General features: G+C 52.6%; 14 protein-coding genes. 6 read left to right on the top strand and 8 right to left on the bottom strand.

All coding sequences use genetic code 11. The features are described from left to right. Positions 1-4 precede the first annotated feature (4 nt). Both HVZ39_RS11925 and HVZ39_RS11920 read left to right on the top strand, forming a co-directional pair. Positions 5-358, top strand: coding sequence for a DsrE/DsrF/TusD sulfur relay family protein (locus HVZ39_RS11925; RefSeq protein ID WP_049042858.1), 354 nt, complete (start codon positions 5-7; stop codon positions 356-358). 262 nt (positions 359-620) lie between these two features. Continuing rightward, positions 621-866, top strand: a complete 246-nt coding sequence (locus tag HVZ39_RS11920; protein ID WP_003833405.1) for a DUF1883 domain-containing protein — start codon at positions 621-623, stop codon at positions 864-866. Between the two features lie 54 nt (positions 867-920). Here the strand turns inward: HVZ39_RS11920 and HVZ39_RS11915 are convergent, their stop codons facing one another. Beyond that, positions 921-1,616: a gamma-glutamylcyclotransferase gene (locus HVZ39_RS11915; protein WP_016156738.1), complete on the bottom strand. Its 696-nt coding sequence runs from the start codon at positions 1,614-1,616 to the stop codon at positions 921-923. Between the two features lie 196 nt (positions 1,617-1,812). Further along, positions 1,813-2,043, bottom strand: coding sequence for a putative cation transport regulator ChaB (gene chaB / locus HVZ39_RS11910; RefSeq protein WP_103766368.1), 231 nt, complete (start codon positions 2,041-2,043; stop codon positions 1,813-1,815). A 275-nt stretch (positions 2,044-2,318) separates the two neighbouring features. Here chaB and chaA point away from each other — a divergent pair, with 275 nt between their 5' ends. Next, positions 2,319-3,419, top strand: coding sequence for a sodium-potassium/proton antiporter ChaA (gene chaA / locus HVZ39_RS11905; protein ID WP_016153289.1), 1,101 nt, complete (start codon positions 2,319-2,321; stop codon positions 3,417-3,419). 152 nt (positions 3,420-3,571) lie between these two features. Here the strand turns inward: chaA and kdsA are convergent, their stop codons facing one another. From kdsA to hemA, 6 genes are read right to left on the bottom strand one after another with little or no spacing between them, the layout of a single operon-like run. Continuing rightward, on the bottom strand, positions 3,572-4,426 hold the full coding sequence (gene kdsA / locus HVZ39_RS11900; protein WP_016156739.1) for a 3-deoxy-8-phosphooctulonate synthase: 855 nt from the start codon (positions 4,424-4,426) through the stop codon (positions 3,572-3,574). Positions 4,427-4,461: 35 nt separating this feature from the next. Further along, entirely contained in the window at positions 4,462-5,271 is an 810-nt protein-coding gene (sirB1, locus tag HVZ39_RS11895; protein ID WP_003020775.1) for an invasion regulator SirB1, read from the bottom strand. 2 nt (positions 5,272-5,273) lie between these two features. After that, positions 5,274-5,666, bottom strand: a complete 393-nt coding sequence (gene sirB2, locus HVZ39_RS11890) for an invasion regulator SirB2 (protein WP_016153291.1) — start codon at positions 5,664-5,666, stop codon at positions 5,274-5,276. Further along, the gene (prmC, locus tag HVZ39_RS11885; RefSeq protein WP_049042860.1) at positions 5,663-6,496 is read right to left on the bottom strand and encodes a peptide chain release factor N(5)-glutamine methyltransferase; all 834 of its coding nucleotides are present in this window, start codon (positions 6,494-6,496) and stop codon (positions 5,663-5,665) included. The genes sirB2 and prmC overlap by 4 nt, the downstream gene beginning before the upstream one ends. Then, positions 6,496-7,578, bottom strand: coding sequence for a peptide chain release factor 1 (gene prfA, locus HVZ39_RS11880; RefSeq protein WP_016153293.1), 1,083 nt, complete (start codon positions 7,576-7,578; stop codon positions 6,496-6,498). The genes prmC and prfA overlap by 1 nt, the downstream gene beginning before the upstream one ends. A 41-nt stretch (positions 7,579-7,619) precedes the next feature. Next, a complete protein-coding gene (gene hemA / locus HVZ39_RS11875) occupies positions 7,620-8,876 on the bottom strand; it encodes a glutamyl-tRNA reductase (RefSeq protein ID WP_016153294.1) in 1,257 nt (418 codons plus the stop codon). A gap of 211 nt (positions 8,877-9,087) precedes the next feature. Here hemA and lolB point away from each other — a divergent pair, with 211 nt between their 5' ends. The 3 genes from lolB to prs all read left to right on the top strand — a co-directional run bounded on the left by lolB (position 9,088) and on the right by prs (position 11,724). Beyond that, positions 9,088-9,711 carry a lipoprotein insertase outer membrane protein LolB gene (gene lolB, locus HVZ39_RS11870; protein ID WP_103928262.1) on the top strand — a complete coding sequence of 208 codons (624 nt, stop codon included), beginning with the start codon at positions 9,088-9,090 and terminating at the stop codon, positions 9,709-9,711. Next, the gene (ispE, locus tag HVZ39_RS11865; protein ID WP_181633643.1) at positions 9,708-10,559 is read left to right on the top strand and encodes a 4-(cytidine 5'-diphospho)-2-C-methyl-D-erythritol kinase; all 852 of its coding nucleotides are present in this window, start codon (positions 9,708-9,710) and stop codon (positions 10,557-10,559) included. The genes lolB and ispE overlap by 4 nt, the downstream gene beginning before the upstream one ends. Before the next feature lie 217 nt (positions 10,560-10,776). Continuing rightward, positions 10,777-11,724 (top strand): ribose-phosphate diphosphokinase, encoded by a 948-nt coding sequence (prs, locus tag HVZ39_RS11860; RefSeq protein ID WP_001518537.1) that lies wholly within the window; start codon positions 10,777-10,779, stop codon positions 11,722-11,724. Positions 11,725-11,737: the final 13 nt, after the last annotated feature.

Here is an 11,737-nt window from a genome sequence, read left to right as displayed (position 1 = left end):
AAAAATGCAAAAGATAGTGATCGTCGCGAACGGAGCGGCTTATGGAAGCGAATCGTTATTTAACAGCCTGCGTCTGGCTATCGCCCTGCGCGAACAAGAAGCCGCTCTCGACCTGCGTCTGTTTTTAATGTCTGATGCCGTAACCGCAGGATTACGTGGTCAGAAACCCGCGGAGGGCTACAATATTCAGCAAATGCTGGAGATCCTGACTGCGCAAAATGTTCCGGTAAAACTGTGCAAAACCTGCACCGATGGTCGTGGGATCACGGCGCTGCCGTTAATTGACGGAGTGGCCGTCGGCACGCTGGTAGAACTGGCTCAATGGACGCTGGCTGCAGATAAAGTGTTGACCTTCTGATATACCGTTTTCAGGCAAGCGCACTGAAAGTGTCGATAATTTCCGGATTTAATATTTGATGGGCGCGGTTTCGTTGAACGTTAGCACGCCCGTTCAACCCTTTTGAGGTGTTTTGTCACTTTTGTTTAATCGTTATGCCATTTTTTGATCAAAATCAGCATCCTGTTGCTCCCCCTTTGGTGTTATGCAATGAGTGAAATGTGAACAACATCACGCAGCACTTTCGACAGAAAGTACGTTGTTTTCAAGAACGGGGTGAAAAATGGCATTAGTGAAGGCAAGTTTAAAGTTATTTGGTGGCGATACGGTGGTTGTGCGCTGTTCCGAGCGCTGTCACATCCACCTGATGAGCGAAAAAAATCACGTCAAAGACACGCAGTCCGACATCTTAAGCGTGCAGGATCGTGATAACGCATGGTTGACCGTGCCCTATACCGGCGTCTGGAACGTGCTGATCGACAGCCACAGTCAGTCGCTTGAGCATTCGATAAGTTATATTGCAGCCTAAGCGTGACATGCCCGAAAAGCGCCTGGCTTTCGGGCATACAATTCCACGCCGGGTTCAGGCAAACCCTGGCCGCATAACGCCTTCTGGCAGGTTCTCTCCCAACAATCGTTTGACCGTGATCACCAGATCATTAAGACAATCATCCTGCATCCCCAGCTTGACCAGCTCTTGTTCCAGCGAGAACAGATACTGGGCATTGGTGCCTAAAGGTCCGCTGGCCGCGGCAATAAGCGGCGCGATCACCTGCGCGCGCGTGTCTGACTCAAACAGCGGATGGCGCGGATCCATAATAAACACCAGCGCGTTCACCGTACGGCCGTCATCAAGCGCCAACTGGCACCAGGTCGGCAGATAGCATCCGGTGATCATTTCTCGCTTCCACAACAGAGAAAGCTCTTGTTCCAGCGACGCGTCCGGCAAGCGGTAGGCCACACCGGTGGTGCGTCCGCCCTCTTTCAGGGCCAGCATGCGTCCCGGCTGACACGCCGTTCCTCGCCCCGCCGTCAGGCGCAGACAAAATGCACGGTGCCAGCCGACTAATGTGCCGGTACAGGACTCTTCAAACTCTAAGGCCGGGTTCCACATCAACGATCCATAACCGAAGATCCACACCGGTCCATCATCTGGTCGACAAGCGAGCGTGGCGGCCAGTGAGGCTGCACGTTGTTCCGCTGACCAGAGTAGTGATTCTTCAATAGCACCAAATGCCGTCTTACAGTCGGCATTCAATAAAAAATCACGCGTTAACACCTTACACCTCCGCCACTGCTGCTTCCCTGCGACAACTTTTTTGACGCCTTCCGGGCTTTTTTACTGCTCATTTTGAAACCAATAGCTGGACAATAGGCAATTCACCGCTCGCTTGCAAGCCAGTAACCGCGCGGCGTAGCACGATTCGCTAACGCCTGATGCAAGCGAGTTTATAAAGGCATTATAATTGATACTGTTACGTCTTTTTATGCCATTTACCATCATCACCTTTTTGGTAATCATTTTTAACCGCGGCCCACGCGACCTTATGTGCCGTCTCTTCTCGGGTGGCATCGTCACGTCGGTCAGATTTGTCTTTATACTGTTCCCAGGCGCTGTTGAAAGCTTCTTTATAAATGTCCTGAGCATGGGCTGGCAGAACGTGCCGCACGCTGTCAGGCAGATCGCTTTTAGATTTATAAGGCATTGTGAACTCCTCTTTTTAGGCTAAACCTTAAGTGTGGTTAACAATGCGGCGAGACGCCAATAATGGACATTTTTAAAAACTTTCTTTACCTAACCTTCTGTTAATTAAACAGTCTATAAACAAGAAATTAGTTTTTGGCCGTTTTGAGAGGGAAAACAGGTGATGTAGTAAAATTTCGTAAAATGTCACCTACAAAACCACGTTTTCTGTTATTTTTTACATTCTTTAATACTTTTTATAATTATAAATACCTGCAGAGATGGAGAATTAATGCAATGACACAAGCACATGAGGCGGTAAAAACCCGCCACAAGGAGACCTCTCTCGTCTTCCCGATTTTGGCGCTGGTAGTACTGTTCTTCTGGGGGAGTAGTCAGTCACTACCAGTGGTCATCGGTATTAATGCGCTGGCCCTTATTGGTATATTAAGCAGCGCATTCAGCGTTGTCCGTCATGCGGACGTATTAGCGCATCGACTTGGCGAACCCTACGGGTCGCTGATCCTCAGTTTGTCCGTTGTTATTCTTGAAGTCAGCTTAATCTCCGCATTAATGGCAACCGGCGATGCCGCACCTACGCTCATGCGCGATACGCTGTATTCAATCATTATGATCGTAACCGGGGGTCTGGTCGGTTTTTCATTACTATTAGGTGGCCGTAAATTTGCCACTCAGTATATGAACCTATTTGGTATTAAGCAGTATTTAATCGCCCTGTTCCCACTGGCCATTATTGTACTGGTATTCCCGATGGCGTTGCCGGGGGCAAATTTCACTACCGCGCAGGCGCTGTTGGTGGCGTTAATTTCTGCGGCGATGTACGGCGTATTTTTGCTGATTCAAACTAAAACGCACCAAAGTCTGTTCATTTACGAGCATGAAGACGAGGGTGACGACGATGACCCGCATCACGGTAAGCCGTCAGCGCACAGCAATCTGTGGCACGCCGCCTGGCTTATCATTCATCTGATCGCTGTTATCGCCGTGACCAAGATGAACGCCAGCCCGCTTGAGACCTTGCTGACTGAACTGAATGCGCCGGTCGCATTTACGGGTTTCCTGGTCGCGTTACTGATCCTCTCGCCTGAAGGACTGGGCGCACTGAAAGCGGTTCTGAGCAATCAGGTACAGCGGGCAATGAATTTATTCTTCGGTTCGGTGTTAGCCACAATTTCGCTGACCGTACCGGTGGTGACGCTGATTGCATGGGCAACCGGGAATGATTTGATGTTTGCGCTGGGGGCGCCAGAGATGATTGTGATGGTTTCATCACTGGTTCTGTGTCAGATCTCTTTCTCCACCGGACGCACCAATGTGCTTAACGGTGCAGCGCATCTGGCACTGTTTATCGCCTATCTGATGACAATATTTGCCTGATTATTATTTTAGACGTACCCCACGGTCCTCTTCAGGACCGTTTTCTTTTCTGCCGATATAACACAATTGATGGCGCGTCTGGTGCCTGACGACGACCTTGACACCCTTTTCAAATAGCAGGCCGGAGGGAAACTCCGGCCTGTCACACTCACTTAGTTCTCGGTATCCAGCTCGTCGAAGCTTTTCACCAGGTCATCAATCGCTTTAATCTGCGTCAGGAACTGTTCCAGCTTCGCCAGCGGCAACGCGGATGGGCCATCGCATTTCGCATTGGCTGGATCCGGATGCGCTTCAATAAACAGACCTGCCAGACCAACCGCCATACCGGCACGCGCCAGTTCGGTAACCTGCGCACGACGACCGCCGCTTGCTGCGCCAAACGGATCGCGGCACTGCAGCGCATGGGTAACGTCAAAAATCACCGGTGAGTTGCCGGAGACTTTCTTCATCACGCTGAAGCCCAGCATGTCCACAACCAGGTTGTCATAACCAAAGTTCGCACCACGGTCGCACAGAATAACCTTATCGTTGCCGCCTTCATGGAATTTATCCACGATGTTGCCCATCTGAGCCGGGCTGATGAACTGCGGTTTCTTCACGTTGATAACGGCACCGGTTTTCGCCATTGCTTCCACCAGATCGGTCTGACGAGCAAGGAATGCCGGAAGCTGAATCACATCCACCACATCAGCAACAGGCTGTGCCTGGCTGGCTTCGTGAACGTCGGTGATCACTTTTACGCCAAAAGTCTGTTTCAGTTCCTGGAAGATTTTCATCCCTTCTTCAAGGCCCGGTCCACGGTAAGAGTGGATGGAAGAACGGTTGGCTTTATCAAAGGAGGCTTTAAACACGTAAGGGATACCCAGCTTTTGAGTAACGGTTACGTAGTGCTCACAAATGCGCATCGCCAGATCGCGGGATTCCAGCACGTTCATTCCGCCAAACAGCACGAACGGCAGGTCATTTGCCACGTTGATGTCGCCAATGCTAACCACTTTTTGTTTCATAGGATCGCCTTAAACGGTAGGTAAAGTGTGATTAATCAATGCAATACAATTTGTTTGTGCGAAATAGTATTAATTTGCGCACGAATCATTTCGCTGATCGGGTCTTCCGGACACTGTTCAACGAAATAACTTAAATCTGTCAGCGCAACATGTTCGCACTCGAGCTGCGCGTATATTAAACCACGATCGCGAATTTCATACGGATCTTCAGGATTAAACTGCAATAGTGCTTCACTGGCACGCAGCGCCAGCTCCATTTGCCGCTCTTCCATCAGTGATGATTTCAGCGTGTCGAGCAGTTTGCGGATCACTTCCGCGTTATCCGCTTCATCCAGGTCTTCGTTAAACAGCTCCGCGACCGGGCTGATGTTCCCCTTCAACCACACTTCCAGCGTGTGCTCATTTAACGTTTCGCCATTGAATGGATTGATTAGCCACATTTCACCATCGAGCGACTCAATACGAAGGATCAGTTGCGTCGGGAAAATCACCGGTACCAGCGGCAGCTCCAGTCTGTTGGCAATCCACAATAAGATCGCCCCCAGAGACACGGCGCTGCCCTGCCGATTTTTCAGTACCTGGTCAAGCCAGAGTGCATCAGAAAGACGATAGACGCCGTGGGTATCCGTAAATCCCCATTCGCCGTAAAAAAGTGCCAGCAGTTTTTCCAGTTGCTCATCCTGAGACAGGAGCTGGCTAATTTCTTCTTGCGCCAGACTGACCAGACGTTCCAGTTCGTCGTAGACAGTTTGTGTTGGAAAATCCAGACGGATAGACTCCGACGCCAGGATCATCCCATCACACAATGGCGCTTTATTAAATTCGAAATCAGCTAACGACCTCATGCTTACCCCAGTAACGGTATTTTTGTGGTGGCGAGTTTAATGATGATGTACAGCACCACCAGCGCCAGCGGAAATGCGACTAATCGCGCCTGCTGACTGCGCGCCCGACGATAATCGAGCGCAATAAAACCCAAAACGATGTAAATGATAACCCCAAACAGCTTTTCAGTCAGCCATGTCCCGTGCTCAGTGAATGGCAGGATGTGCGCTTTAACCATTAGCGCCACGCCGCTGAGTAATAAAACGGTATCCACAACGGGTGGCACAATGCGCGTCCAGCGTGCGCAGGCAAGACGCGAGTCGGTGTAACGCCACCAAAAACGCAGCGTCAGTAAGCCAACGGAAAGCGCAATACTGATGAGATGAATGTTGAGTAACACACTGAAGGTACTCATGATGGGATGCGTCCAAGCGTAATTCGCTCATTGCCGCCATAATCACGGCAGGTTTCAACCGCCTGGTAACCCGCACGAGTAAAGACGTCCCGGACGGCCTGCCCCTGCTGCCAGCCATGTTCCAGCAACAGATAGCCGCCAGGCGTTAAGACGCGCTGAGACTGGTCAATGATATGCACGATATCCGCCAGTCCCCGATCGCCCGCCACCAGTGCCGACAAAGGTTCAAAGCGTACATCGCCTTGCGCCAGGTGCGGATCCTGTTCGTCGATATACGGCGGATTGCTGACAATCATATCAAACTGCTGTCCCTGCAAAGCGCTGAACCAGTTGCTTTGCAGCACGCAAACATTGTCGATGCCCAGATGCTGTTTGTTGCGAGCGGCCAGCGCAACAGCATCCGGCATGCGGTCAACCGCCGTTACCGCGCAATCCGGACGCTCGGTTGCCAGTGCCAGCGCAATGGCGCCCGTACCGGTTCCCAAATCGAGAATGCGGCACGCTGAGGCCGGCAGGCGAGCCAGCGCCTGTTCCACCAGACACTCAGTATCCGGACGAGGGATAAGCGTAGCCGGAGACACAAACAGCGGCAGCGACCAGAACTCCCGCACGCCAGTTAAATGCGCCACCGGCTCACCCCGCTGACGGCGCTCCAGTAATGTGTCGAGCTGTTGACGCTGCGCCTCGGTTAATACCGTTTCACCGAAAGCCAAAATAAAGGTGCGTCCCTTACCGGTAACAAACTCGAGCAAAATCTCGGCGTCACGGCGCGGGCTTTCACTTGCCTGTAATTGACTTATCGCTTCACGCAGCCAGTGCTGATAATCCATTAATCCTGCTCGGACAACGCCGCCAGTTGGTCGGCCTGGTATTCCTGGACAATTGGCTCAATGAGCATATCCAGTTTGCCTTCCATCGCTTCATCCAGACGGTAGAGCGTCAGGTTAATGCGGTGATCGGTCACGCGCCCCTGCGGGAAGTTATAGGTACGGTTGCGATCGCTGCGATCGCCACTGCCCAACAGATTGCGACGCTCAGAGGCTTCTGCCTGTTGACGTCTTGCCACTTCGGCAGCACGAATTCGCGCCCCCAGCACCGACATCGCTTTCGCTTTGTTTTTATGCTGCGAACGTTCGTCCTGGCATTCCACTACGATACCGGTCGGCAAGTGGGTAATACGGATTGCGGAGTCGGTGGTGTTAACGTGCTGACCCCCTGCGCCTGATGAGCGGAAGGTATCAATACGCAGATCGGCCGGGTTGATGTCCGGCAGTTCGGCATCTGGTAGTTCCGGCATGACCGCGACCGTACAGGCAGAAGTGTGAATACGGCCCTGTGACTCCGTCGCAGGTACGCGCTGCACACGATGCCCACCGGACTCAAATTTCAGTCGACCGTACACGCCTTCGCCGCTAATTTTGGCAATGACTTCTTTAAACCCGCCATGTTCGCCTTCGCTGGCGCTCATGATCTCTACCCGCCAGCGACGCGATTCAGCGTAACGGCTGTACATGCGGAACAGATCGCCGGCAAACAGCGCGGCCTCATCACCACCGGTTCCCGCACGCACTTCGAGGAAGGCGTTACGTTCGTCATCAGGATCTTTAGGCAACAGCAGAACCTGCAGATGTTGCTCCAGCTGCTCGCATTTATCTTTTGCTTCACGCAGTTCATCCTGCGCCATTTCACGCATTTCAGGATCGTCGAGCATCATCTGAGCCGTCTCGATATCTTCCTGAACCTGTTGCCAGTCCGTAAAACAGCGAGATACATCGCTTAATTGCGCATATTCGCGCGACAGTGCACGAAAGCGTTCCTGGTCTGCGATAGTACCCGCATCCCCGAGCAGCGCCTGAACTTCTTCATGGCGTTCATGCAGGGCTTCCAGTTTGGCAACGATAGAAGGCTTCATAGGCGTAAATGCACCCTGTAAAAAATAAGATTGGTGTGCTGCTACTCCAGCCCGAGGCTGTCGCGCAGAATATTCAGGCGTTCACTATCCCCGTCACGGGCGGCCTGTTGAAGTGATTTGGTTGGTGCATGGATCAAGCGGTTGGTCAGTTTCCAGGCCAGATCCTGCATAATGGCTTGCGCATCACCACCCTGTTGAAGAGCGGCCAACGCTTTGGCAGTCAGTTCATCACGGATCTGTTCTGACTGACTGCGATACTCGCGGATAGTTTCACTTGCGCCCTGAGCGCGTAGCCAGGCCATAAATTCGCTGGTTTCCTGCGCCACAATGGTTTCGGCTTCCACGGCCGCCGCTTTGCGCTGGGCCAGGTTATGCGAAATGATGCTTTGCAGGTCGTCAACGCTGTACAGATAGGCGTTGGACAACTTACCCACTTCCGGCTCGACATCGCGCGGTACGGCGATATCCACCAGCAGCATAGGTTGATTACGGCGATTTTTAAGCGCGCGCTCCACCATTCCTTTGCCGATAATCGGCAGCGGGCTGGCGGTAGAACTGATAATAATATCGGCATCCTGTAAACGCGCGTCGATATCACTCAGCGAAATCACTTCGGCGCCGACTTCATCCGCCAGCACTTGCGCCCGCTCGCGGGTACGGTTGGCGATGATCATCTTCTTCACTTGATGCTCACGCAGGTGTCGCGCCACCAGCTCAATGGTTTCGCCTGCGCCCACTAACAGCACGGTCACCGTGGAGAGCGATTCAAATATCTGCCGCGCCAGCGTACAGGCGGCAAAAGCTACGGACACGGCGCTGGCACCGATGTCTGTTTCTGTTCGTACACGTTTAGCGACAGAGAATGATTTCTGGAACATGCGTTCCAGCGCACTGGCGTTCAGGTGACCTTTTTGCGAATCCGCAAAAGCTTTTTTCACCTGCCCCAGAATCTGCGGTTCACCAAGCACCAGCGAATCCAGACCGCTGGCAACACGCATCAAATGACTGACGGCGTCGTTGTCCTGGTGCCAGTACAGGCTATTGCGCAAGTCTTCTTCATTAAGATTATGGTAATCGCACAGCCAGCGAACCAGCGCTTCTTGCAGGTTATCCTGCTCTTCAACGCTGAGATACAGTTCCGTACGGTTACACGTCGACAGCACCACCCCGCCCTGCACCATTGGCTGCGCAAGCAGGCTGTCCAGCGCCTGATCGAGCGTATCCGGCGAAAACGTTACGCGTTCTCGCAGCGATACAGGTGCCGTTTTATGGTTAATACCAAGCGCTAAAAGGGTCATGTGTGCGGGAATAGTACCAGCGTTGATAAGGTTAGACTGGGTGCATCATACAGGATGCTTGCGGTCAATAAAAGAGACTGCCCCCTTTTGGAGTAATAGCTTAGTGCACAAATTTGAGCGATTTAAGATAACTTGAACGTAGACGATGTATGATGGCGGCGCTAGCATTAAGAGTTATAACTGCAACGTATCTCAAGGATTTGTCATCATTATGACCCTGCCTGATTTTCGCCTGATTCGCCTGCTGCCGCTCGCGGCCCTGGCTCTTACCGCCTGTACGCTCAATGCGCCGAAAGGTCCCGGCAAAAGCCCTGACTCTCCACAATGGCGCCAGCACCAGCAGGAAGTACGCGCCCTGAACCAATATCAGACGCGCGGTGCGTTTGCGTATATTTCCGAACAACAGAAAGTCTATGCCCGCTTTTTCTGGCAACAAACCGGACAGGATCGCTACCGTCTCCTGCTGACCAATCCCCTGGGCAGCACTGAACTGGAACTCAATGCCCAGCCGGGCAACGTCGAACTTGTCGATAACAAAGGCAAGCACTACACCGCTGACGACGCCGAAGAGATGATTGGTAAGCTGACCGGCATGCCTATTCCATTGAACAGCCTGCGCCAGTGGATCCTTGGCCTGCCGGGAGACGCCAGCGATTACAAACTCGACGACCAGTATCGTCTGAGTGAAGTGAACTACAGCAAAGACGGTAAAAACTGGAAAGTGGTCTATAGCGCCTACGACAGCAAAATTAAGCCTGCGATGCCGGCAAACATGGAACTGTCCGACGGCGATCAGCGTATTAAGCTGAAAATGGATAACTGGATTGTGAAATGATGACCCACTGGCCCTCTCCGGCAAAACTGAATCTGTTTTTATACATCACCGGGCAGCGTGCGGACGGTTATCACACCTTGCAGACGCTATTCCAGTTTCTTGATTATGGCGACACGATAGGTATTGCGCTGCGTGGCGACGGCGAAATCCGCCTGTTAACGCCGGTGGAAGGCGTTGCGCATGAAGACAATCTCATTGTCCGTGCGGCGCGCTTGCTGATGAAGGCGGCGTCTGAAAGCGATCGCCTTCCCAAAGGGAGCGGCGCCGACATCAGTATCGAAAAACGCCTGCCGATGGGCGGCGGTCTTGGCGGAGGTTCGTCTAATGCAGCTACCGTCCTGGTGGCGCTGAATCACCTTTGGCAGTGCGGACTTTCGGTTGATGAACTGGCAGGACTCGGCTTAACGCTGGGGGCGGACGTTCCCGTATTCGCGCGCGGTCATGCGGCCTTTGCTGAAGGCGTAGGTGAAATTCTGACCCCAGTCGAGCCAGAGGAAAAATGGTATCTGGTCGCCCACCCGGGAGTCAGTATTCCGACGCCGGTGATTTTTAAAGATCCCGACCTCCCGCGCAACACGCCAAAAAGGTCAATAAAAACGTTACTAAAATGTGAATTCAGCAATGATTGCGAGGTTATCGCAAGAAAACGTTTTCGCGAGGTTGATGCGGCGCTTTCCTGGCTGTTAGAATACGCGCCGTCGCGCCTGACTGGTACAGGGGCTTGTGTCTTTGCTGAATTTGACACTGAGTCTCGTGCTCGCCAGGTGCTTGAGCAAGCCCCGGAATGGCTCAAAGGCTTTGTGGCGAAAGGTGTCAACCTCTCCCCATTGCACAGAGCGTTACTCTAAATCGTTCGGGTTTCAGGAAGATGGCGAAATATGCCAGCACACATGAAACGTGAAAGATGACGAGTAAGCCGGGCAAGCTGAGTTGCGGTGACAACGTCACCCTGTTCCAGACGTTGCATCGCGCTCTTTAATACACCGCATGGAGAGGATACTGCCTGGCCCGCACAGTTTTCGGCAGATTCTTTCCACCAATGGACGCATGCCTGAGGTTCTTCTCGTGCCTGATATGAAGCTTTTTGCTGGTAACGCCACCCCGGAACTAGCACAACGTATTGCCAACCGCCTGTACACTTCACTCGGCGACGCCGCTGTAGGTCGCTTTAGCGACGGCGAAGTCAGCGTACAAATTAATGAAAATGTACGCGGTGGTGATATTTTCATCATCCAGTCCACTTGTGCCCCTACTAACGACAACCTGATGGAATTGGTCGTTATGGTTGATGCGCTGCGCCGTGCTTCCGCAGGCCGTATCACCGCCGTTATTCCTTACTTCGGCTATGCACGTCAGGATCGTCGCGTACGTTCCGCTCGTGTACCGATTACTGCTAAAGTCGTCGCTGATTTCCTGTCCAGCGTTGGCGTTGACCGCGTCCTCACCGTTGACCTGCATGCTGAACAGATCCAGGGCTTCTTTGACGTACCGGTTGATAACGTATTCGGTAGCCCGATCCTGTTAGAAGACATGCTGCAGCTGAATCTGGACAACCCGATTGTGGTTTCTCCGGACATCGGTGGCGTCGTGCGTGCCCGCGCTATCGCTAAACTGCTGAACGATACCGACATGGCTATCATCGACAAACGACGCCCGCGCGCGAACGTTTCTCAGGTGATGCACATTATTGGTGACGTTGCAGGTCGTGACTGCGTGCTGGTTGATGATATGATCGATACCGGCGGTACGCTGTGTAAAGCAGCAGAAGCACTGAAAGAACGTGGTGCAAAACGCGTATTTGCTTACGCTACCCACCCGATCTTCTCAGGTAATGCGGCAAACAACCTGCGCAATTCAGTGATTGATGAAGTCGTTGTCTGTGACACTATTCCACTGACTGACGAAATCAAAGCACTGCCAAACGTGCGTACATTGACCCTGTCGGGTATGCTGGCCGAAGCGATTCGTCGTATCAGCAACGAAGAATCCATCTCTGCTATGTTCGAGCATTAATCGAGCCCGGCTC

It is taken from the genome of Citrobacter sp. RHB35-C21, assembly GCF_013816515.1.
GTDB classification, from domain to species: domain Bacteria; phylum Pseudomonadota; class Gammaproteobacteria; order Enterobacterales; family Enterobacteriaceae; genus Citrobacter; species Citrobacter braakii.
Note: the sequence above shows the minus strand (reverse complement) of the source record. Positions and strands in the feature narration are given on the sequence as shown.

Bases quoted from the DNA above. Each gene is read 5' to 3' on its own strand.
- sirB1 (WP_003020775.1), bottom strand. From the start codon at position 5,271: ATGAGGTCGTTAGCTGATTTCGAATTTAATAAAGCGCCATTGTGTGAT.
- chaB (WP_103766368.1), bottom strand. From the start codon at position 2,043: ATGCCTTATAAATCTAAAAGCGATCTGCCTGACAGCGTGCGGCACGTT.
- kdsA (WP_016156739.1), bottom strand. From the start codon at position 4,426: ATGAAACAAAAAGTGGTTAGCATTGGCGACATCAACGTGGCAAATGAC.
- lolB (WP_103928262.1), top strand. From the start codon at position 9,088: ATGACCCTGCCTGATTTTCGCCTGATTCGCCTGCTGCCGCTCGCGGCC.
- ispE (WP_181633643.1), top strand. From the start codon at position 9,708: ATGATGACCCACTGGCCCTCTCCGGCAAAACTGAATCTGTTTTTATAC.
- HVZ39_RS11920 (WP_003833405.1), top strand. From the start codon at position 621: ATGGCATTAGTGAAGGCAAGTTTAAAGTTATTTGGTGGCGATACGGTG.
- HVZ39_RS11925 (WP_049042858.1), top strand. From the start codon at position 5: ATGCAAAAGATAGTGATCGTCGCGAACGGAGCGGCTTATGGAAGCGAA.
- sirB2 (WP_016153291.1), bottom strand. From the start codon at position 5,666: ATGAGTACCTTCAGTGTGTTACTCAACATTCATCTCATCAGTATTGCG.
- prmC (WP_049042860.1), bottom strand. From the start codon at position 6,496: ATGGATTATCAGCACTGGCTGCGTGAAGCGATAAGTCAATTACAGGCA.
- prfA (WP_016153293.1), bottom strand. From the start codon at position 7,578: ATGAAGCCTTCTATCGTTGCCAAACTGGAAGCCCTGCATGAACGCCAT.
- chaA (WP_016153289.1), top strand. From the start codon at position 2,319: ATGACACAAGCACATGAGGCGGTAAAAACCCGCCACAAGGAGACCTCT.
- hemA (WP_016153294.1), bottom strand. From the start codon at position 8,876: ATGACCCTTTTAGCGCTTGGTATTAACCATAAAACGGCACCTGTATCG.